The sequence below is a fragment of the Chryseolinea lacunae genome (genome assembly GCF_016735595.1).
GTDB lineage: Bacteria > Bacteroidota > Bacteroidia > Cytophagales > Cyclobacteriaceae > Chryseolinea > Chryseolinea lacunae.
Window position 1 is genome coordinate 1 of record NZ_JAERRB010000022.1, and the last position, 22047, is coordinate 22047.

At 45.6% G+C, this 22047-nt stretch carries 17 protein-coding genes; 7 read left to right on the forward strand and 10 right to left on the reverse strand.

The features are described 5' to 3' along the window. Positions 1 to 246 precede the first annotated feature (246 nt). The 4 genes from JI741_RS32095 (at position 247) to JI741_RS32110 (ending at position 12220) form a co-directional block, all read left to right on the forward strand. On the forward strand, positions 247 to 1362 hold the full coding sequence (locus JI741_RS32095; RefSeq protein WP_202016655.1) for an NUMOD4 domain-containing protein: 1116 nt from the start codon (positions 247 to 249) through the stop codon (positions 1360 to 1362). A gap of 257 nt (positions 1363 to 1619) precedes the next feature. Continuing rightward, positions 1620 to 5204 carry an RHS repeat domain-containing protein gene (locus JI741_RS32100; protein WP_202016657.1) on the forward strand — a complete coding sequence of 1195 codons (3585 nt, stop codon included), beginning with the start codon at positions 1620 to 1622 and terminating at the stop codon, positions 5202 to 5204. Between the two features lie 46 nt (positions 5205 to 5250). Continuing rightward, positions 5251 to 11610 carry a DUF6443 domain-containing protein gene (locus JI741_RS32105; RefSeq protein ID WP_202016659.1) on the forward strand — a complete coding sequence of 2120 codons (6360 nt, stop codon included), beginning with the start codon at positions 5251 to 5253 and terminating at the stop codon, positions 11608 to 11610. 1 nt (position 11611) lies between these two features. After that, positions 11612 to 12220 (forward strand): hypothetical protein, encoded by a 609-nt coding sequence (locus tag JI741_RS32110; protein ID WP_202016661.1) that lies wholly within the window; start codon positions 11612 to 11614, stop codon positions 12218 to 12220. A 276-nt stretch (positions 12221 to 12496) separates the two neighbouring features. Here JI741_RS32110 and JI741_RS32115 read toward each other — a convergent pair whose 3' ends face one another. Continuing rightward, on the reverse strand, positions 12497 to 12838 hold the full coding sequence (locus tag JI741_RS32115; protein ID WP_202016662.1) for a hypothetical protein: 342 nt from the start codon (positions 12836 to 12838) through the stop codon (positions 12497 to 12499). 212 nt (positions 12839 to 13050) lie between these two features. Between JI741_RS32115 and JI741_RS32120 the strand changes: the two genes are divergently transcribed. After that, positions 13051 to 13623, forward strand: coding sequence for a hypothetical protein (locus JI741_RS32120; protein WP_202016663.1), 573 nt, complete (start codon positions 13051 to 13053; stop codon positions 13621 to 13623). Positions 13624 to 13825: 202 nt separating this feature from the next. On the opposite strand, the gene JI741_RS32125 is transcribed toward JI741_RS32120, so the two are convergent. Then, positions 13826 to 14830, reverse strand: coding sequence for a tyrosine-type recombinase/integrase (locus JI741_RS32125; RefSeq protein WP_202016673.1), 1005 nt, complete (start codon positions 14828 to 14830; stop codon positions 13826 to 13828). 170 nt (positions 14831 to 15000) lie between these two features. Here JI741_RS32125 and JI741_RS32130 point away from each other — a divergent pair, with 170 nt between their 5' ends. Continuing rightward, entirely contained in the window at positions 15001 to 15987 is a 987-nt protein-coding gene (locus tag JI741_RS32130; protein ID WP_202016675.1) for an AlbA family DNA-binding domain-containing protein, read from the forward strand. Positions 15988 to 16168: 181 nt separating this feature from the next. On the opposite strand, the gene JI741_RS32135 is transcribed toward JI741_RS32130, so the two are convergent. From JI741_RS32135 to istA, 6 genes are all read right to left on the reverse strand, one after another. Next, positions 16169 to 16657 (reverse strand): hypothetical protein, encoded by a 489-nt coding sequence (locus JI741_RS32135; protein ID WP_202016677.1) that lies wholly within the window; start codon positions 16655 to 16657, stop codon positions 16169 to 16171. 9 nt (positions 16658 to 16666) lie between these two features. After that, positions 16667 to 17089: a helix-turn-helix domain-containing protein gene (locus JI741_RS32140; protein ID WP_202016678.1), complete on the reverse strand. Its 423-nt coding sequence runs from the start codon at positions 17087 to 17089 to the stop codon at positions 16667 to 16669. Then, positions 17086 to 17553 carry a hypothetical protein gene (locus JI741_RS32145; RefSeq protein ID WP_202016679.1) on the reverse strand — a complete coding sequence of 156 codons (468 nt, stop codon included), beginning with the start codon at positions 17551 to 17553 and terminating at the stop codon, positions 17086 to 17088. The genes JI741_RS32140 and JI741_RS32145 overlap by 4 nt, the downstream gene beginning before the upstream one ends. A 224-nt stretch (positions 17554 to 17777) precedes the next feature. Beyond that, positions 17778 to 17939 (reverse strand): ATP-binding protein, encoded by a 162-nt coding sequence (locus JI741_RS33270; RefSeq protein ID WP_500789627.1) that lies wholly within the window; start codon positions 17937 to 17939, stop codon positions 17778 to 17780. Then, positions 17930 to 18535 (reverse strand): ATP-binding protein, encoded by a 606-nt coding sequence (locus tag JI741_RS32150; RefSeq protein WP_255534609.1) that lies wholly within the window; start codon positions 18533 to 18535, stop codon positions 17930 to 17932. Before JI741_RS32150 ends, JI741_RS33270 begins: the two co-directional genes overlap by 10 nt. Before the next feature lie 27 nt (positions 18536 to 18562). After that, a complete protein-coding gene (istA, locus tag JI741_RS32155) occupies positions 18563 to 20089 on the reverse strand; it encodes an IS21 family transposase (RefSeq protein ID WP_202016680.1) in 1527 nt (508 codons plus the stop codon). A 442-nt stretch (positions 20090 to 20531) separates the two neighbouring features. Between istA and JI741_RS32160 the strand changes: the two genes are divergently transcribed. Continuing rightward, positions 20532 to 20954, forward strand: a complete 423-nt coding sequence (locus JI741_RS32160; RefSeq protein WP_202016681.1) for a DUF6943 family protein — start codon at positions 20532 to 20534, stop codon at positions 20952 to 20954. Positions 20955 to 21216: 262 nt separating this feature from the next. On the opposite strand, the gene JI741_RS32165 is transcribed toward JI741_RS32160, so the two are convergent. Both JI741_RS32165 and JI741_RS32170 read right to left on the reverse strand, forming a co-directional pair. After that, a complete protein-coding gene (locus tag JI741_RS32165; protein ID WP_202016682.1) occupies positions 21217 to 21360 on the reverse strand; it encodes a hypothetical protein in 144 nt (47 codons plus the stop codon). A 126-nt stretch (positions 21361 to 21486) separates the two neighbouring features. Next, positions 21487 to 21750: an ATP dependent DNA ligase gene (locus tag JI741_RS32170; protein WP_255534611.1), complete on the reverse strand. Its 264-nt coding sequence runs from the start codon at positions 21748 to 21750 to the stop codon at positions 21487 to 21489. Positions 21751 to 22047 lie beyond the last annotated feature (297 nt).

Below are 22047 nucleotides of genomic sequence, written 5' to 3' on the forward strand. Positions count from 1 at the left end.
GTTCCTCCATCATACTGTTTGAGAATTGACACAATCTGTGTCTCTGTGAATCGACTTTTTTTCATGTTCCCTAAAGTTAAAAATTCCTACTTTTGAATTCTTCGCTTTTTAGGGAAGCTTACGGCTGTACTCGCGGCGTTAACGGACATTTTCATGATTTCTCTATATTGCAGTTGCTGTTAATATTTATTTGACGTTCTTAAAGTGAAACCGTTATTTCCTTACCAAAACCTTTCTCTTGTTAATTTGGCCAACGAGAAGTGGAGAGATATCCCCGAGTTTGAAGGATTGTACAAACTCTCTAACTATGGGCGAGTGAAGTCCCTACCCCGTGAAACTATGATGAATAGTCCAAATGGAGGAAGCTACATGTCTAAAGAAAAAATTCGGAAGGCTAAAGTTGATGTTAAGTTCAATAAAACAACACAACAGAATATCTATAGCTTAGGCATGACCCTTTATCGAGATGCAATTGCTTATCACTACTCGTTGCCACGTCTGACCTACTATGTATTTAAGGAAAAATTCAATCTTGAAAATTCTTCTGAGCTGATTTCATTCAAGGATCATGATGGAAGAAATACGCACATCTCTAATCTGGTAAGGACAACCATAGGCCAGATCAAACTTGCTTCGTACAGAGAAAAGCGCGCCATCAGCCATTTGTCAGTACTCAGTAAGCCTGTCACCCAATTTGACGGACAGGGTAAAGTGATCGCTCATTTTCCAAGTATGTATGAGGCCGGACGATTGACAGGTTTTAATAGCCGTAACATAGCCGAAGTCGTTAGTGGCCAGGGACACATGTTCAAGGGTTATTTCTGGAAGGCAGGAATCCATCGCAGGAATTTGAGTTTAACTAAAATCCGACGTAACACTGAACGTGACGAAATAAACACGACGCTAACCAAAAGGCTCAAGATCAGATTCAAGGATAAGAGTTCGATTCCTGCCATTGTTAATTTGTCCCTTGCAAGCATGCCAGGTGAAAAATGGAAAGCTGCTCCCGGTTATCAGGGATTATACTTGGTCTCAAACTATGGGAGGGTAAAGGCTCTCGGAAAAATCACGCAGGGGTTACAGCAGAAATGGATGCCCGAACAGATTCAAAAAATCATGGTGGATTTCCGGAAAGATAGAAAGGGAAAATGGGTTGCAGGTTCCACGTTTGCCTGTATGGCTGTTGAGGGAAGAAAAAAGCAGGTGTCCATTCCGCGGCTCGTATATTTTCTATTTGTAAAACGGTATGATATTGCGGATACCAACGTGCGGGTATACTACAAGGATGGAAATTCATTAAATGTCAAATACTCCAACCTATGCCTATACGGTGGCGTCCGGTCTTTCGTTAAGCAGAAATAGGGTTTAATGAAGTTTGATTGAAAAATGAAAATACAAAGCGGCGTTCATCGTAGAAATATTTTCTTGGTCTCGTGAGAAGAATGTTAAAAAAAAATCCTACGTTTGAATTGTTCCGCCCGTTGGCAAAGAAAGTTGTGTGTAAGATTGCGGTTCATCAATAACATCCATTTGGAGGGATGTTTTCCTTCTACCCGTCGTTTGATAGCCAATCAGTATTTCAATAAAGTTTTTGAGCCTGTCCAAATAATTTTTAATCTATGAGGAAGTTATTCCTAAGTGGCATTGCCATGTGCTTGGCATTGTCTCAAGTGGTTGCGCAAACCATTAGCCAGCAAGAAGCTGTCAACAAGCTCATGCCAAAGCCATTGCCACCGTCACCCAACGTTGCGGGGTTGGGTAAGTTTGGTGACTATCAGGTTAGCCACTTTAGTGGGCTTCCGGAAATATCCATTCCACTCTATGAAGTGAAGAGTGGGAGTCTAACATTACCGGTCACATTAAACTACCATGCCTCTGGCGTAAAACCTACTGACGTTTCCGGCTGGGTAGGCACAGGATGGAGCCTGTCGGCTGGGGGGCAAATTTCGGCCAGCGTGCGCGGTCAATCCGATTCGGAATACTTTTACTATTATCCGCTGAAGCCTGATGCCACCACTTGCAACGACTTTGCGTATCTGAAAAATATTGTGAACGGCTCCATGGACACAGAGCCCGACGTGTATGCCTATTCCTATCCCGGTGGGTCGGGCAAGGCAATGTTTTTGAACACAGCGGCATACGATCAAGGATTACCTAAACCCAATAGCGGCCTGGCATTCCTGATACCCTATGCGCCGGTTGTGTTGAAGCAGACCGTGCCAGGCACCCAATTTGAATTGACCGACGCCACCGGCAACCTCATTCGCTACGGCATGGACAAGCGAAACCGGAAGCCCACCGAGAACACCGTCACCTACACGGGCGGACAGCAAAGCCACGCCACCACGGCGTTCTATATGACTGACATGATAGCGCCCAACACACGCGACGTCATCTCGATGACCTATCAGGATGTAGGCGATGCACACATGAAAGACATCACCTATGCCTATACCATAACCGACAACTGCCAGAGCGAACCCGGCGCCAGCGGCCCTAGTGGGCCTGTCCTAAAACCGTGTCCCACGCAGTTGTACACACCTCAGAAAACAACGATCGACATCACCGCAGGTCAGATCGGACTTGACTCCATAAAATTCAAGACCGGCCTTATACGATTCTTTCTCGGCACAACGCGATTGGATGTGAATGCGCTGGAGGCAAGACCGCTTAAATTCCTGGATCGGATCGAGATCTATGGGTTGATCGCGGGTGCCTACACCTTGCAAAAAGTGGTGAAGTTCAGCTATTCGTATTTTAAAAATCCAGGCGGCCAGAACACGGCGCTCAAACTCGATGCTGTGTCATTTCAGGACAACGCCGGCGTGGTGATCCAGCGCTACAGGTTCAACTACACGACAACCACTTTTTCGTGGACAGCGGGCACAGATGCAACACTCAATGGCCGTGACTTGTGGGGCTACTACAACGGAGCGTCTAACACGGACCTGTTGTTGCCCCGCACGGTTGACTATCAAGACGTGCTAGGCTCGCCTACCACCAAGACGTTTGGAGGCGCCACTAACCGCGCCGTGAACGAAACCCTGATGAAAGAAGGCGTGCTTTCACGCATCGATTTTCCCACGGGCGGATATACAAAGTTTGACTACGAAGCTAATCGGTATTTGAATGGATCTACACCCACCCTCACCGGCGGCCTTCGCGTAACAGCCATCACCAGCGCCGAATCGCTCACAGCGCCGGCCACCGTAAAGACATATAAGTATGGGGCGAGTGAGTCGGGCTATGGCACAGCTAATTTCTCGGATTATCAATATACCTATTTCACCGAGCAGGCGTGGCACGAAGAGAAGTGTATTCCGGAAGATGCTTCGCTGAGCTATCGCCTGAGAACATACCAGTCCAATTCGTCATTCTACCAGGATGCTTTTGATGCCGCGCCGGTGCTGTATGGAACAGTGACGGAATATATTCAGAACGGCTCCAACGGAAAGCTTGGCAAAACGATTTACACCTACAACACAGTGACAGACCCGGCCGATCAGCTGGTGCAAGGCTCCAACAAATATTATCACAATAGTTATGCATGGAAGCGAGGACAGTTGACGGGAAAGGCAGTCTATGACAGCCTTGGGGCGATCGTATATTCTCAATCGATCACCTACACGCCTTACCAGGAAACGGCCAACACGATTGGGCTTGGCGTGTTTAGATTCTCACCCCGCGCCGACGAAGTTTGTATCACAGGCATTTGCTCTCTTTCCAATCACTATTTCACCCAGACCTTCAAAACACAAGCATTTACACAATCCACCGGCGTTTTCCTGCCAACAACAATTTCTGAGAAAACCTATATGAATGGCAATGCCAGCAGGTTCGTAGAGAAGCTGACGATAAATACCTATGAGCTCACAAACTACCAGGTCACAAATACCACAACAACGCAAGGGAATGGGTATGAACAGCGCGTGGTCGTGAACCGATATCCCTTTCAGATGCAGACGATGAATGAGTCGGCGACCAGCGGTGCGGCAAAAGGAATTGCCATGATGCGACGAAAGCACATCGTGGGGGTTCCGATAGAGACATATGCGTATCTGCAGAAGAACGACAACACCAACCAGCGTGTGGTGTCGGGCCAGGTCACCACCTTCAGGCAACACACCGCCGATACCAGTTTTGTGGTGGCCGACAAAATCTATCTCTGGGAGTCGGACACGGCCATAGCTAAAGCGAACTATGTTCAACTATCGATCAACGCAGCCAAGAACGGCGTGACCATGGACGGCGTCTTCAAGCAGCGTGTCAGTTTGCTGAGCTACGACTATGACGGTAATTTACAGATGGTGCAAAAAGACAACAACCCGGTGTTGTCCTACTTGTACGGCTACAACGGATCGGTGCCCATTGCCGAGGTAGTGAATGCGCAGAACACACAATATAAGATTGTGACCACGAAAATTCCGTCGACTGGTAGCTTGCCGGTTACGTTGGGCACATCGTCAGCCAATACGATAACGGGCACCTACAATTTTAAGATTGACTACGCCGGACCGGTGACCCTGAAACTCGGTGTGCCGGGGAGCGTGGCGACAAACTTTAATTGCATGGGCGCCGGGGCGGCCAGCGGTTCCCTGCCAATTGGTGCCTGCGGCGGGGGGACGTACACGATTAATGGCGCGGCCGTGGGCGACAACTACCTGACCGTTACAGTCTACAACACCCCCGGTACCCCGGGTGGCGTCGGTGCCTGCGGTGAGATCATTTACCCGAAGTACATCACGCAGGTGAACACGTTTGGAACAATTGAATTCCTCACCGAATCATTTGAGGAGAACACTGCTGCCAATGTACTACGAAATGCAACTGTAGCCCACAGTGGCGAGGCCTACTACAATGGCGACTACACGGTGGTTTTCACCAAGCCAAATACCCGAGCGTATTTCGTGGACTACTATTATCTGGATGCTACAAACAAATGGGTTTACATACAAAAGGTTTACAACACCACGTCGATGATTCTAAGTGAGGGCAGTGCCATCGACGACGTGCGCATCTATCCTCAGGATGCGCAGATCAAAACCTACACCTACATCCCCAACGTGGGAACCACCTCATCGATCGATCCCAACGGCAAAGGCCAATTCTATAGCTACGACACCTTTGGGCGCCTCAAGGTCACGCGCGATACGAACTTCAATATTTTGAAGATGTATGATTATTACTACCGCTATCAACCCTAAACCTATCCTTACAGGTGTCTAGTGTCAAATTCTAATACTTGAATCTATGAAATCGTTATATATATTTCTCGTTCTTGTTTTTGCATGTTCATCACAACTTGCCGCACAAACCCTATCGGAAGTCAGCAACACGTGCGCCGGAAATTGGGTTTCACTGTATGTTGGCGGTGGCGGTAGTAATTGCACAGGTGTTGTGGTGCCAAATGCCAGTTGGTGGCATTTTTATCCGGAGCCGACGGAAAAGGAATTTGGCAGTGGCTACAATTCTGTGAATGTTCGATGGAGCAGTGCCGTGGCTGATGTTCAGGTCTATGCCGGCTATCAATGCATGCAGCAAGCCACGACGGGAACAACCAACACCATTCATTTTTCGATTTTGGCAAACGTTGCTTCGCCGACGCCCACTGTGAACATAGCCGAAACTCAAATCTGCGAAGGAGGGTATATTAATTTTAGTGCAACCTGTCCCAACCCTGGGCCAAACCCGACCTACTCATACTACCTCGACAACAGTACCACACCCTTCTATTCTGTTTCGACTACAGGTACTCAAAACACCGTGCCTCAATACAATAGCGCAGGAAATCTCGCAGCCGGCACGCATACCATTTACGTGAAAGTAAACAACTACACAGGATGCGCCAGCCCAGCTTCTGGAAACTCTCCCACCAAAAGTTTTTATATCACTCCCAAGACGATTGTTGCTGCAAACTGGACCGACGACGGAGAAATTTGCCAGGCAACGCATCCTAACTTGAATGCCCACATTAGCGTGCAAACGCCCGTGTCGAACCTGACCTATCGCTGGCTCTACCTGGGCAGCTACGGGCAAACCACCACAGACCCCAACCATGTTTACGTTAACCCGAACGACAATGCGGACATTGGTGTGCAGGTAATGTCGGATCAATGGTGCACAGATTTGCCAAAAGTATTTCCGCCCAACCTCGCCTACGTGAATGTGGCGCAAAGCACCGTGCCATCGCTAGACATTGTGATCCCGAACAACAAGTATACCTACTGCCCCGGCGAGAGCATAACGGTCCGTTCGTCACAAGTAGGAAGCACTTACACGTGGAAGATCGGTACCACAACGCTTACGCAGACCACACAGACCATCACCATTCCGGTGACCGACAATGCCAGCTCGGCACAAGAATATAGCTCTGGTGAAGTGATCTCGCTGCATGTGACGGGCATAAACTCTAACGGTGGATGCTTGTCGACAGACCAGGCCGATGCTACGTCGACTCCGCTCAATCTTGTTGTAAATGCGTTGCCCAACGTGGCCACCACACCTACGGGCACGGCCCGCGTGTGCACCGGCTGCACCAAGACCATTGCCCTCACCACACCCGGCCCCACAGGAACAACCTATCAATGGTACCGAAACAACGTAGCCATCACCAGCGCCGAGCCGGGTTGGAACACGTCTTCGTTTTCGACAAAGACACTGGCAAGCTACAAGGTGACCGTGACAAAGCTTTGCACCAACACGTCTGCGGTGGTGACCCTCATTGCCAATACACCTCCGGTGGTGAATGCTGGCGGCAACAAGTCAGTTGCATTGCCTACCACCACGGTGGTGCTGAACGGTTCGGCCAACGACCCCGACACAGATGGAACCATAACGGCCATGGCCTGGACCAAGGTGATAGGCCCGGCAGCCACCATGGCCACGGCCAATGCCAACCTGAACACCCGAACGGCAACATCGAATCTGACGCTTACCAATTTGACAACCGTGGGCTACTACCTGTTCAGGCTCACCGGCACCGATAATACCGGCGAAGTGGTGACCAGCGACGCTGAGGTTATTGTGTACCCGCAGAACAACTACAACTACGTGCGCACGGAAACGTTGCTGACGCCTATCACCAACGCTGCGGGTGTGATGGCCATGACCATTGGCAACCGGAATGAAACAACAGAGTATTACGATGGCTTGGGACGCCCGCTGCAGAGTGTGGTCACGCAAGGTTCGGCCAACAACAAAAAAGATATTGTGAGCCCGATCGCCTATGACCAGTTTGGCCGGCAAGCGTTTAGCTACTTGCCCTATGCGTCGACTGAAAACAGTGGCGACTACAAGGCCAACGCGGTGGGTACCACACCGGCAACCTACCTCACCTCGCCACAATACACGTTCTATAACACCACAGGCACAGACAAGGTGGTAGACGACCAGAGGCCTTTCGGGACTACAAAGTTCGAACCCTCGCCCCTAAGCCGCCCCGACAAAGAATACGGCCCAGGCAAAGCATGGGCGCCGACAAATTCGGGAGGCAACAACAAGTTCGTAAAGCACTCGTATTTGAGCAACATTCACGGCACCGCGAGCAACACCACCGACGAAAAAATCATCGCCTGGAGGGTGTATCGCACCGGCAAAATTGTGAGGCAACCCGTCAACACCGGACTTATCGAAACCGGCGGCCACTACAGCACGAACCAGCTGACCGTTGACGTTACCTACGACGAAGCCGGCAACGCCGTGCGCGAATACACCAACCGCGAAGGGCAGCTGGTGTTGCGCAAAGTCCAGCTAAAAGGCGGCGCAACTGCGCCTCTGAATGACGTGACTCAATGGACACAAACCTACTATCTCTACGACGACTTTGGCGACCTGCGCTATGTGTTCCAACCCGAGCTGAGCAAACTGGTGTACGCATCAGACACCTTCATTCCCTCGGAGACACAGATCAGACAATTTGCATTTCGCTACGTCTATGACAACCGCCACCGCATGACGGAGAAGTGGCTGCCCGGGGCCGATCCTGTCTATATGGCCTACGATCCGCGCGATCGTCTGGTGATGACGCAGGATGGGGCCCAACGGGCCAAGTCACCCATTCGCGAGTGGACAGTGATCAAATACGATATATTCAATCGCCCCATCATCACCGGGTTGATGCCCGACCCGTACGGATGGTCGCTGCCGTTTGTGCAGACCTACATAAATAATTTCTACAACAACCTCGCTACCGGCAAAGCATGGTATGAAGACCGGGGAAGTGATATACATGGGTACACGAACAAGTCTTATCCCGATCAGTTGTTGCCAACGGAATGCATCATGGTAATGTACTATGACGACTATGCGTTCAAGAATGCTGTGCGTAAACCGAGCGACTATGCCTACCTGGCCAGCGACGTAACAGGCCTGCCGGCGAAGGAACAGACCGTAGTGGACGGTCAGGTTACCGGATTGAAAGTGCGGGTGCTGGATGGTGAAGCCTATGGTGAATTGCAATGGCTGACCACCTATACCTACTATGATGATCAGTATCGTGTCATCCAAGCCGTGAGCGACAACTATAAGGGAGGCAAGGACAGGACGTCGACGCTTTACGACTTCGCGAAACCTCTAAAAATAAAAACCACCCACGATGCGCGCGTGGTGAAATGGACAAGCCTGGTGAACGCTGTCATGGAGGGCAACAAGATTGTGAAAAAGACAGGCGCCACCGACACGTGGGATGCCAGTGCTGTGTCAGCGGAAGTGTTGGCAGCAAGCACCAACGGAAGCGTGGAGATAGCAGCTTCTGAGGAGTGGAACTATAGAATGTTTGGTCTTGCCTCTCAAAATCCCAACGGAAACCCCGCGTTGGTAAACTATGGATTGATTTTGCAAGGCGGCGGAAACCTGGTGAAAGCAGAACTGGGAACCTACACGGCCGTGGGAACATACTGTTCGGGCGATACTTTGAGAATTGAGCGTGTCGGAAATCAGATCACCTACAAAAAGAATGGTGTGGCGCTTATAGCGCCGACCACTGGATCCACATCGGCATTGAATGCAGTATCGGTTTTCTATTCGCTCAACGCATCCATTGCATATTGCAGGGCTTCGTTTGCTTCGAAGACTACATCTATTGTCGCCGAGCTGGAGTATGACCACATGAACAGGCCAACCACACAATGGCACCAAGTGGGTGTCAATCCCAAGGTGGTGATTAGCCGCACCAACTACAACGAACTCGGCCAAGCCGTGGAGAAACGACTGCATGGAACAAATGCCGCGGCCAGCGATGCAAAAGAAACAATAGACTATCTCTATAACATTCGCGGCTGGCTGAAGTCCATCAACGATCCCCAAGCAAGTGCAAAATTGTTTGGCATGACGCTGAACTACGAAACGCCTTCCGCAAATGGGGGCACCTCACAGTTCAATGGGAACATTTCGGAAACGATATGGCGAAACGCCGGTAGTTCATTGCAATCCTACGGCTACTACTACGACAGTTTGAATCGCCTCAAAGATGCGCGATACTTCAACGTTGATGCTCCTGCACTGAACGGCCGCTACACCGAAACCATCGGCGGCGTTGGGGCGAAGGGCTACGATCTGAATGGCAACATCAGAAAACTTACACGCATGGGCCGCACATCCGCCACCGCGTTCGGCACGATGGATGTGCTAACCTATACCTACACCGGCAACCAGCTCACCCGCGTAGACGACACGCAGCCGCTGAACGCTGCCGAACAAGGGTTTAAAGAACTGGTAAAGGCAGCCAACGAATATGTCTACGACACCAATGGCGCCATGACAAAGGATGAAAATAAGGGCATTCAAAGCGTAGGCTATAATTATTTGAATCTGCCCCGCAAGGTCAGCAAGAGCTCGACAGACTATGTGACCTACGTTTATGATGCCACTGGCCGGAAACTTTTTCAACAGATGTACAGCAGTACAGGCAGTAGGCGAACGGACTATGCCGGCATGTTTACGTATCAAAACGACTCCTTGAAATTTGCTTCGCATGCGGAGGGTCGGGTAATGCTCACCGCCGCCACGCCGGAGTATCAATACATGCTCAAAGATCATCTGGGCAACGTGCGCCTGACATTCAGCGACAAGAAAACAACAACAGCGTATGCCACCGATCTGGAGACTTCAACAAACACCGATTTTAGAAACTACACAAACCGTAGTTCATTCAACCTGTTCGATCACACAGATGCCGGCACCGTAAAGACATACTCGCAACTTCTCACTGGCGGGGACAACAGCCAGGTAGGGCTTTCAAAAAGCGTAGCCGTAAACACCGGCGATGCATTTGATCTTGAGGTATATGCCAAATACGAGGGAGCATCAACAACGCCCACGAGTCCAAGCGCACTGGTGACCTCTCTTATTAGCGCCTTTGGCTTGACGGCAGGAGGCGCCGGCCCGATTGACGGTGGTGCTGCGTATAGTGCCTTTAACACTACATTCTCTCCCGGACCTTTTGTTGGCAGTGCAGCTCCCTATGAAGATGGCACAGCACCGAGAGCGTATCTTAACTACATACTTTTTGATGAGAATTTTGTGCTGCAGGATTTTGGGTTTGACCAGATTAGTGTGAATGCCAAACAAGTTGGAGCCACGCCCGTTATCGCACACGACCGGTTAAAACTGCATGTAACGGTGAAGAAGAAAGGATTTCTGTACGTATATTTAAGTAATGAACAGGCGGTTCAGACGAACGTGTATTTTGATGATTTTAAGGTAACCTACAATACTTCGATTGAGAGTTATGATTCCTATTATCCGTTTGGGTTGACGTTTGATTCTTTCCAGCGAGATAGTGGCTTCAAGCAGGACTATAAATTCAATGGCAAAGAATCACAAACGGAATTGAATTTAGGATGGATGGACTATGGTGCGAGAATGTACATGGGTGATGTTGGAAGATGGTTTGTACCAGATCCTCTGAGTGACAAAAGCCGTCGATGGACGCCTTATCGCTTCGCATTTGATAACCCGCTTCGATTTATTGATCCTGATGGAAAATTCGAATATTCAAATGGTTATCAGACAATGAATAGCACGACCGAGACAGGTGCTGTCGAGCACAGTGGTTCCTTTGAAGGACTAGCGAGTGATGTGAAACTGGGAAGTTCAGCCAGTCAGAGCGTCGTGGCTCCGGTTGAGATGGAAGATGGAAAAACTACAGCAATTGAAATACCGAATAGGAGGTTAAGAGAAAAGGGAGATGAACCTGACAGTCAAACCGAATCGTGGCAAGAAATTAATCTAAGATTTGGGGACAGCTTTATTTTGAAATATGTAATGCAACTGCGCTCAACACCATTTGACCTACCCCAAAATGTCCTGCTTAAGCAATTGAAGAACAGAATTCAGCGAATGGCAAATAGGTTGTTGGATGATACAGACAAACAGTACCAAATGAGACTTTTATACTATGAAACTGATGTTGTAAATGAATCCGGCCAGGTTATGCCAGGTGGGGAAGCTGTTTATCTTATCCCAGAAAATGAATGGAGTATGGACCCTATTTACGGAAATCCAGCATATTTGACTGGGCCTAAGTCCACTCAATCAATTAAGTTTTCTACAGAGACATCAAACGAAGTGCTCTTGAGATTGTATTTTCAGAGGGTTCCAGTTCTATTTTAAAATGGAAAGAAGATTTTTAACTCCTTTGTTGATTCTGCTTTTGATGGCAGGAAACATTCATGCGCAGGTTGATTCTGTGGGTGCTTTGATGAAAACCATTGTTTATGAACCTAAAATTTATAAAAGAATTTTTTTTGCCTATCAAGGCAAAGGTACCCCACCGACGGTATTGACACCGGGGAAATATGCGTTCATTACCCCCGACTCGGCCTTCAGTAAGATTTATCCTTTCATTCAAGAAAAACTATCGCGAAGTTGGGGGAGCGAGCGAAAGTTGTTTACAATTACCTATTTGAAGGAGCCCTTGGGGACTGTGTATGTTAGTCAGCAATGGTTTGTAGACGAAAATATTGAACGGATAATTTTGTTTGATGATATTAAGATGTCGTCAAACAGGGCATTTGTTGCGTTTCATGTTGTACACCGATATTCGAACGGAAAGTCAAAAAGAATCTACACGTGGATAAATGTTCATCTAGAATTGCAGGCTGGAGAATGGACGATCAAAAGAATGAAAATTACGGACCCTAAAATTAATCGCGGGAGTGTCACTATTGAAAAAACATCTTCTGACGTGAGGTCGAAGCATCGTGTAAAGCATAGTCTCTGAGAAAGCTTACATGATGCTGTTCTAACTACTCGTGTACCTGGGGGATAACGCTGTTTTACTAATGCCATTTTAAACAACGGTTCCTGGATTTAAGTATAGATGAGGTCTTTTGTGCGGGTACACAGGAATGCATATTTGAAAACCAGATGAAAACAGTTGTCCTTCTTGTTGTAGTTCTGTTGGGCAACGTGGCTCGTAGGATATATATATTCTTACCGACGCACTTACCGGAGTTGCAATTGACTTTCTATCAAATTGATAGTGATATGCTGTTTATCATAGAGCATCAGCAGGATATGTGTTGTAGAAGTAATGCACGTTGCCAAACCAGAAAATGAATGGTTGTTTGCTGTCGCGAACTTCTTCAACAACTGGCGTGGCAATCATCTTAGTGTTGAGAGAAAAAAACTCAGGCTGCGCGGCGCTCAGCAAGGGTAAACAGTTTGGCGAAAAAATCACCTCGCGATTTAAGCTTGTGGGCTTTTTGACAAGGACACAGTAATCGAGATTATCCAGCGGATCGGGCTTCCCAGAATTTAGAATGAAGGTGTATATCCAGCGATCTAGTTTTTGGAATTGATCTTGTGACAGCGTGGCTTGAATCCAGGAATCTTTCATGAGTAGGTCTTGCTTTCATTTAGAATCAATGTGGCTGCGAGCAGAGGGCATTTGATGCTTTATCTTTCCCGAATTTATAAAAAAATATCATGATTTAATGATGAGATTGAAATCAGAATGAAACTAATCGTTGTGCTTGTTATATTTCCGTTGAGTAATGCAAACTATAAGCGGGCAGTTGTCAAACGTGAAGGCCGCATTAAACTAATTCTATGAGAATAATTATCCCGCTTCTAGTTCTGCTTTGCGATGCAAGTATTTCGCTTGCACAAATTGACAGCCTACAGGAAATCATTGGCGCAGCGTTTTATGAGGAGCGAATTAGTGAGAAAATATTTTTCGACTACCGCATTAAAAAGAAGATCAAAACCAGATATGTCCTTCCTGAACGTAGATATGCATTCATTACGCCAACTCTTGCATTTAGAAAGCGATATCCTGATGTTGTTGACAAGCTGGGTGTAAGTTGGTGGACGGAGAACAAATGGTTTTCAATTGATTTTATTAAAAACAAAAAAGGAGATATTCTGATAACCAATGACATTTTTGATAGCGATATTGAGTTGATGGTCGCCTTCGATTCGATTGTTGTTCAGAAACAACTGGTCAATCTGGTTTTTCATACGACCAGTTATGGGAGGCGCAAGAACATGAGCAATCGATATGTTAAGATTGAATGTTCACTGAAACGAAGGGGACGCACATATAGGGTGAAAGATCTAAAGATAACACCGATCGACTGTTGCTTTGGGATTTGGGACCCTGAGAATGCGCCTAAGAATTGAATGGGCGGCCATTAATTGGAGATTCCGGCCCCATTGAACACTTTGTTTCAGGAGGCGTGACCAGCTAAAGTTAGCTGAGGACTTGAACTTCTTCTAGGTTTCGAACCCCTTGATTGCTAGACCCGTTTCTGGTCAAATGGTGGCGGAATTGGGTGGTCAGTGATCTGAAAATTGATGGTCAGGACAAAACGGAAAAAGATGGTCAAGCACTTCGGATTCTCCAGTTTGATGGCACGTAAGGAAATTGGTCATACTTTTTCAGGACCTCCATGCCAAATTTATTCACATATATCTCTTTGTGAGCGTTTCCTGTTTTACTCTCGAAGTAAGTAATCGATGTGTTGTTTAAATTGTATCCGTGGCGCCTGAGCGATTCCCCAATTCTTTGTAAATCCCCGTGACGCGGCCCGCCAATGGAAACTCCAAATATTATCAGATCTCTGGTGCGTTCAAGCTCTGGTGAGCTTGAAAGATCTATATTATAGAATTCCATAAATTGTTCGACCGACAAGCCTATTGGGTCCCCATACCTAACTTTTAGTTTTAGGTTTTTGTAGGCTGAAGGAATTTGGATTTGTTCATTTTCGTCGTTATCCTTTACCCAATTGAGGAATATTCTGAAGTCTTTAAAATGCTTATGGATTGAAGGGCCGCCAAGTCCGGTTCCTTTCAGGTAAATGCGAAAGTTGTCTAATAATTCGCGCTTTAGATCTTCCAGAAAGATAAGTCCCATCTTGTCTGAAAACATTTCAAAATGCCGCCAGGTCGCGCGATATGAATTTATGCCGGATCCTATTTCGCGTTCTTTATTTTTTATGAATTCCGCAAAATGTTCGGCAACTGTTTTCGACTTTGCTTCGACTTGGATTTGCCCTTTTTGATATTCTTGCTTTACATAATCCACTTCCGGGTTAATAGAACGAGCCTTGAAGGACATAACAATGGCGTTGAATTTAGCTTGCATGTTTTGAAGGAGTACGTTGTTTACTTGAATTTTTGTCCTTTGGTCTGGCTTTAATGAGGCAAGTGCAGAAAGTTTGTACGCCTCAATATCAAAGTCGTAAATACATGCTATCAACTTTGGGTCGACTTTGATGTCAGGATTGATACGCCACCTTTTCTGGTTATGCGTGTATTCAACGATAACTGGTGCCTCGCCTGCTTTGTCTAAGTAATAGTGTTTGATGAAAACATTGACTTTTCCCATTTTCCTGATTTTTTTGGAATTTTTGTGGATCATTTGAGGCCATTTTTTTTACGTTTTTGGCCTGTCTGTCAGGAAAAATTTTCCGGAAAACGCTGTTTTCTAAGCAATGATGAGCACTTTTGTGAAATGTAGGAAACGCCTTCCCCTACGCTCGAGACCTCAAATATTGAGTGAAATGGCCCCTTTTAGGGGCTTTTTGCTTTGGTGGTCAAGGTATAGGTCAAGATAAACCGGTTAAATCATTTAGCCCGATTCGAATGAAAATTGAAACCATCACGGATATAGACAATCTGATTACAAGTGAAATACAGGAGAATAGTGGGCTTGAATACAAAAGGGCACAAGCTATTGATGACAAAGATGAGATATCCAAGGACGTTTCTGCCATGGCCAATGCTGGGGGTGGCACGATAATTTACGGAGTTGCCGAGTATCCCAAGCAACACGCTAAAAGCTACTACCCCGAACGCCGTGACCCCATCACAAATCGTAACCATGAATATTTGGAGCAAGTTATAAACTCAAACATTGAACCGCGAGTAAAAGCTTCTGTGTTAGCGATATCCGATCCAAATGGAGGGTTCATCTTCGTTGTCAATGTCGAGCAGGGTGAGACTGCTCATCAGGCGAAGGATAATAGGTACTATCGACGATATAACTTTCAAAATCAGCCAATGCGAGATTATGAAGTTAGAGATATAATGAACCGATCTAAGCATCCTGTTGTAAGAATGTCATTTCGTTTCGAGGGTGAACTATTGATTGCGACTTTGGTCAATGAAGGCCAAGTACTTGCTCGCAACATGCGCTGCCTCTATAGAATTCCAAAATTTTGGTTGCGAGATTCTCCTATAGGGGCATCTGTTGAACTGATTCGTCATACGCTTCGAGGAGATCATGACTACCACATTATTGACGATGCAGTCGACCACGTACTTCATAGCGGATTATCGATAGAAATTAAACGTCATATCATTACGGAGATGTTTCATAAATCAACAACGCAACGTCTCAGCTGGCCCAGGCATCAACCTATTTCGGACATTGCGCCGGTAATCTATTGGAAAGTTTATGCGGATAATGCAAAAGCCGTCGAAGGCGAAATGTCATTTGATGACTGTCTAGCTAATTCTAAGAGGATTGGTAACACCCAATGAATGCTTTGGGGTCACTTAAGTTTTGTGTTGTCCGTTAAGCAAACCGCTCATGTGTATCGACATAGGCGTCAAAGTTGAGCCCAGCTACGAAATTGGCGAAGGAGGCATTGAAGTAATAGGCGAGTGAGTCTTGAACGAGTAGGGAAAGGGCATTTGTCCAAGGCCGTCGACTAGCCCTCTGCTAAATAGTTACCTGATTACCCATTCCGTGTTGGGGCATTCCGTGCTGAGTACCTGACCCATGTTGCGCGAAGGCTTGCTGATAAAGTATGTTAGGATTCACGATCGGAATAAATATTCCGTCTAAAAAAGTTCCCTGCGTTTGCGCAATGAGTAGACCACGAGTAGTCGATATCTGCGTCCCTAAGAAAATTGGCATAATGAAATTGGGATTAATTTTTTCTTTGATTTGATCAAAATCTCCTATTCTATATTCGCCATTGGTTCTAATTGTTCCGAGAGATACACTTTGAGTTTGGTCCGAAAAAATATTTACGATTAGGTCGATGGTAAACTCACCGGCATCTTTTGGACTGTCTGTAATGTTAAAAACAAGTTGAAAGTTTACCTTGTTTGTATCATAAGGCTTTTTTGGTTCTACTAGTTTGAACGAAAGCAGCCTAATGGCCTTAATTTTAACGTTTACGTTTATTCTTTCCTCGGATTCCATCCTTAGATCTTAGTTAAATTGGTGACACATTGTATCAAAATCAAACGATTCATACTCAGATTGAATCAATACTTTGCTTTCTTTAAGCACCTCCTCCTTGACGTGCCCTTTGGTAGAGAGTGTGAAATTAGTCTCCCCATGTGCAATTTGGAAAAGGAAGATTTGAGGTGCAGGTAAATCGATCAATTTTTCGCCCAATACAGCCTCAATTTTCGCAATGGTACGAAACGTAAAGTTGTGCGTACCTGTCATCCATTTACTGATTTGGGATTCCTTCTTTCCTAGATCGTTCGCAAGTTGTCGCCTAGTCTTCCCCTGCTTTAAAAGGATTTCATCAATGCGTTTGGCAACGTCAGAAGAAAAATCGACAAGCCGCTTTATGTGTGTCGGAGTCGATTTGCGAAATTCTTCTAAGCCAGCATGCTTTTTCATAATTTGATATCAAAAGTGAGTTTGCCCGTGAGTTTGTTACCGTCAACCATGATCTTGTCTTTATCCAGATACCGGAGAATTTTGTTTCCAGTTTTCCTTACGAAATTGACTTGTTCATTTAGTATTGGATCATCTTGAAATGTTCTGGTGTTTTTTTTTCCACCTCCACCAAATAATAGGAAAGTGCGTTCAATGATGTAGCAATAAAGACGCAGGTTTGATGGTTGAAAGGGAATTGCTTTAACAAATACCCCTCCTTCATCACGGAAAAACGGGTGACTCGTTCCTTCATTTCCGATTCTTTCCATCCAGTATGACAGTAAATGACAGTCAACCGAATGGCTCTTGCTAAACTTAGCCCAAAATTTTTCAAATTCGGAGTCAGCCTCGTCTGTGAATCGTAGCGTATAGAAGGTGGCATTTTTATGCTCCTCCAGTAATTCTATTGTAACGGAACGCTTCACTTATAGGTTAAGTTCAAAAGTATTCGAAAAGTAGCGATTAAAAAAGCACAAGGTCGTATGATGTGTTAAAAAACTGATAATCAGTTAATTAAATATATATTTTGCTTGAAATATTACCTAGCGTGGAAATTCCGAGCAAGCTGACCACCAATTTCCGAGGCCAAAGTTAATTGGAAAATTGAGGTTTGATCGGTATCGATTTTTCGGTTAGTAATAGCCGCGTTTTAGTTTTGGTTTTCAGTTAAATCTTCCGTTAAGATAGTTCTTTTCTTTCTCATGGATTCTCCCTTGAGTTCCAAGCGGTGAGCGTCATGGATGATTCGATCCAGAATGGCATCTGCTATAGTTTGTTCTCCGATTACTTCATGCCATTTATTTACCGGCACCTGGGAGGTGAAGACGGTGGAACGTTACCGTGTCTGTCTTCGATAATTTCCATTAAGATTGTTCTACTTTGCTGATCCAATGGCTGGATACCAAAGTCATCGATAATAAGCAGTTCCTGCTTTTCCATCCTGGTAATTTCTTTTAGGTATGTGCCATCTGCCTTGCCCATTTTCAGCCGAGCAAATAGCTTCGATGTGTGCTCATACAATACTTTATATCCCAATGAACAAGCCTGATGGCCGAGCGCGGAAGCGATGTAACTCTTTCCGATACCGGTGCTTCCGGTGATAAGTATGTTCTCTTTTTTGTCAATAAACTCGCAGTCTGCCAGCCGCAGAATATAGTTCTTATTCAAATCTCTGGGGGTATCGAAGTTGATTTGCTCAACGGCAGCTTTATAACGGAATCTTGCATTCTTCACATTACGGTTGAGTTTTCGATTGTATCGCTCATCCCATTCGGAGTCGATGAGTATCGATAGTAACTCATCAGCAGTGCACTTATCGGTATTGCCGGATTCCAGGCTTGTACGGAACGCGCGCACCATTCCGTGCAGCTTCATAGTTTTCATTTTTTCCATTGTTTGTTCATTCATAGTTACTGTGATTAAGATTTAACATTATTACTGATAGTAGTTTTTGCCTCGGATGTTCTCGTGTTCTGGCATGGGGAGTTGTCGGTCTTCTTCCAGATCAGACAGATCCAGTCCGCGATTAAGAATATCTTCAATCGCCCTGAAGTGATACAACCCATAGGCATGAGCACGTTGGCAGGCTTTGATCAATCGCTGGTGACCAACACGCTTGCCAAAGGATAATATCCCCTGACAGGATTTGTAAGCTTGTTCAGGGTGTGGCTTCTTATTGAGAACTTGAGCGATGTAATACTCTACTTCTTTGCCGATACTGCGGGCCTGCGAGAGGAAGTAATCGGGGTTCCACTCAGCCAATACCTGGTGTTGGGTAGCCATGTGAGCCGGATCTGTCGTATAGTTATGAGCGCTACGCACGCGTTCATGTTCAGCTATACGTTCATATTTATAAAAGATCTCAACCTTGGATTTGCTGTAAAGCACCCGCACTTTTTTGCTGATATAGCCATACGGTACACTGTAGTAATGTTTATCGATACTTAAGCATACGTGTCCGTTCTTCATCACGGTGGCTACTGATGAGGACCTGAGTTCAAAACGTTTTTCTGGTAAAGGCTGCAGCGTAGCGCGCTCCATCTCATCGAACTGTTCCTGACGTGAGTAATTGCGTCCTTTAAAAGCAGTTCGATTATGAACTTCCAGCAATGCTCTGATCCGTGCGTTGAGTTCTTCCAGCGAAGTAGAGAGCTTTTCCGGAAGGGAAGCAAAAATGCGTATGTAGGTGATTTTTACTGCTCCCTCTACCAATGCTTTGTCTTTGGGTTTATAGGCACGGGCCGGAAGAACAGCCATGCCGTAATAATCAGCAAAAGCTTCAAAGTTTTCGTTGAGTTTAGGTTCGTAACGATTACTTCTGATTACTGCAGACTTGAGATTATCCGGAACAATTGCATTAGGCGCACCGCCAAAATAGCGTACTGCATTTTCGCAGCAACCGATAAAATCCTCTACACGCTGGCTCTCTACAGCTTCTACATAGGTGAGTTGACTAGCTCCAAGAATAGCGACAAAGACCTCCATTGTTTTTACTTCACCACTATCCGCATCGACTACTTGTAACTTCTCGCCCGTACAATCAACAAACATCTTGTCTCCAGGCTTGTGCGCCATGTGCATGCTGGGATGTACACGCTTTTTCCAGAGGTTGTAATGATGATAAAAGGAAGTTCTGCTAAAGCCCTCAGGATATTGAGCGTGATATTCGTCCCATAAGCGTAGCAGGGTAACGCCACGCTGACGCAATCGCTTTTCCTGCTGCTTTAGAAAATCATGAAGAGGTAGAAGACGATCATCCACGATCGCCTCTGGCTCTTTACAGAATAGTTCATCGAGCTCCTTGTCTGGCAGTTGGTTAATCTGTTCCCAAGTGGTTTTAAGCCCGGAAAATACACGGATATACTTTTTAACAGTATTACGCGATAGGCTGGTCGTTGCGCTGATCTGAAGCTTGCTCTGTCCCTGACAATACAGTTTAATTACCTGTCTGAGTTTACTCATATGGATCGGGTTATTGGCCATGTGTAGATTGATTTACGTCAGGCACAAGTAGCCCATTCAATCAACCTTTGGTCAACCGATCTCGATACTTTTTTAACTCAATTTTTGGTGGTCAATTTGACGCGGAAATTGGTGGTCACTTTACCGCGAAATCAGGTGGTCACTTTGATCCGGAAATTGGTGGTCAGCTTACTCGGAATCTCCACCTGAACATTCAATGATTTTTAGTGGCATGCCATTCTCTTTTTTACCCTGCAAAAGTAAAATCGTTAGCAAAGTTAGGATCAGCGCTTGGGTTCCGGTGTCAAGGACAAAGCAAGTGTCGATCTATAGTAAATATATAGCACTGAATCGACATCCTTGACACCGAACCGCTGATCCTGTCGATATGCTATATTTTACAATACATCTTTTCGAAGTGCATGGTAAAAAAGTGAATGCCATGCAAACACTAAAAATCAAAACACACCGAATGTCGAATGAGTATGAAGGTCATCATTTCTTTATCTTATCCAAAGGCTACCATGCCGGAAAGCCACTGGCTAAGCCTTGTCCCAATTGCTTTGTTATAGTCACTAATTCGGAAGAGGATAAGAACAAGCTCTTCTGGATTTGCTATAGCCTGTGGAAAGCAGGAAACTATATTCCGCTACTTGTTGGCTCCGTGATTCCTTTCGTTCATATCAAAGATGTTCATCATGAAATAACATCAGCTGTTCAAAAAGCATTGAACCGGCCTCATGAGTTTTTGAACCTTGTAAAGCAGCTACAGAATCTTCATAAGGTTGAAAAATGTCTTGACCTTCAGATCAAACTGATCACAGGAATCAAAGCTAACATTGCGAGAAATTTCTGGACCGGTTAAGCGGTATGAAACGCTTACTTTATTTCTGATATCAGCCAGGATGGTTCTCAGGTCTGAAACCACGTTTGAGAATGTATTTCGTTTAAGTAAGATTGTGGCACCCAACATCTCGCATTCATTGATTTCCTGATTTGACAAGTTTGTCGAGTGCATTAAGATTGGAATATATTTCAGGAGTGGGTCTTTTTTATAACACTCAGACATTCTATGCCATTCATTAACGGCATGTTATAATCCAGGAAAATGACGTCGGGTTTTTGTTCTAATTTTGAAAGCCGTCAATCGTTTCTTTACCATTATAAGCCACAATGAGGTTAACCTTTTGATCCAACTCCAGCAACACCTGTTTAAAAAGGTCTAGATCATCCTGATCGTCATCAACAGCCATGACAGTGAGTTGCTTCATAAGGATAAACCGTTAGCCTGAAGTGCAAAACGGGTTCTGAAAAATTCAATCTCTCGTCCCCTTTTTAAGGACAAGAAAGACCAAAAAGCGGTTTTATGGGGGTTTAAGCTCAAATTCCAGCCAATTTCAGCTCTTCTTTGACTTCTTCTCCAGCACTACTTCTTGCGGATTTCTGTCAATTCGCAGGCCTTGAAAGACGGGGTGGCGGACACTGCCATCCTCCGTTATTTCGGTGAACTTGATATTACATACCAGCACCGGGTTAACCCAAGTCACATCGGCTGAATCTTTAATAGGCACAACGAGTGGGGAGGTTTTCCTTTCAAGCCCTTTTAGTTTCTGATATATTTCTTTCAAAGATCTTTCTGTAAAGCCTGTCCTTACTATCAAAAGCAGGCTGATCCGAGAGCTGAGCTTTCATGGGTTCGATGAAGGAAGTATGTTTCCTTCCGCCCTCTATTCGTGGATATTTCATATGTCAAGATAACCAAAAAGTCCAGCCGGTTTTCCGCTGAAATCGAGTTACTATATACTATATATAGAATATATATTTCGAATAGGAGGATACCTAGCGAAATTAATCTTGAAGAAATTTTGTAAAAGTGTAGTGACTTCTCTATCTTAATTTCCGAATAGAGCCCATCTCCTCACGATTCTTACTTTTGCTAAGTAAGAACCGTGAGGAGG

Bases quoted from the DNA above. Each gene is read 5' to 3' on its own strand.
- JI741_RS32100 (WP_202016657.1), top strand. From the start codon at position 1,620: ATGAGGAAGTTATTCCTAAGTGGCATTGCCATGTGCTTGGCATTGTCT.
- JI741_RS32135 (WP_202016677.1), bottom strand. From the start codon at position 16,657: ATGGAATCCGAGGAAAGAATAAACGTAAACGTTAAAATTAAGGCCATT.
- JI741_RS32120 (WP_202016663.1), top strand. From the start codon at position 13,051: ATGAGAATAATTATCCCGCTTCTAGTTCTGCTTTGCGATGCAAGTATT.
- JI741_RS32110 (WP_202016661.1), top strand. From the start codon at position 11,612: ATGGAAAGAAGATTTTTAACTCCTTTGTTGATTCTGCTTTTGATGGCA.
- JI741_RS32165 (WP_202016682.1), bottom strand. From the start codon at position 21,360: ATGAAGCAACTCACTGTCATGGCTGTTGATGACGATCAGGATGATCTA.
- JI741_RS32125 (WP_202016673.1), bottom strand. From the start codon at position 14,830: ATGGGAAAAGTCAATGTTTTCATCAAACACTATTACTTAGACAAAGCA.
- JI741_RS32140 (WP_202016678.1), bottom strand. From the start codon at position 17,089: ATGAAAAAGCATGCTGGCTTAGAAGAATTTCGCAAATCGACTCCGACA.
- istA (WP_202016680.1), bottom strand. From the start codon at position 20,089: ATGAGTAAACTCAGACAGGTAATTAAACTGTATTGTCAGGGACAGAGC.
- JI741_RS32105 (WP_202016659.1), top strand. From the start codon at position 5,251: ATGAAATCGTTATATATATTTCTCGTTCTTGTTTTTGCATGTTCATCA.
- JI741_RS32150 (WP_255534609.1), bottom strand. From the start codon at position 18,535: ATGAATGAACAAACAATGGAAAAAATGAAAACTATGAAGCTGCACGGA.
- JI741_RS32115 (WP_202016662.1), bottom strand. From the start codon at position 12,838: ATGAAAGATTCCTGGATTCAAGCCACGCTGTCACAAGATCAATTCCAA.
- JI741_RS32160 (WP_202016681.1), top strand. From the start codon at position 20,532: ATGCAAACACTAAAAATCAAAACACACCGAATGTCGAATGAGTATGAA.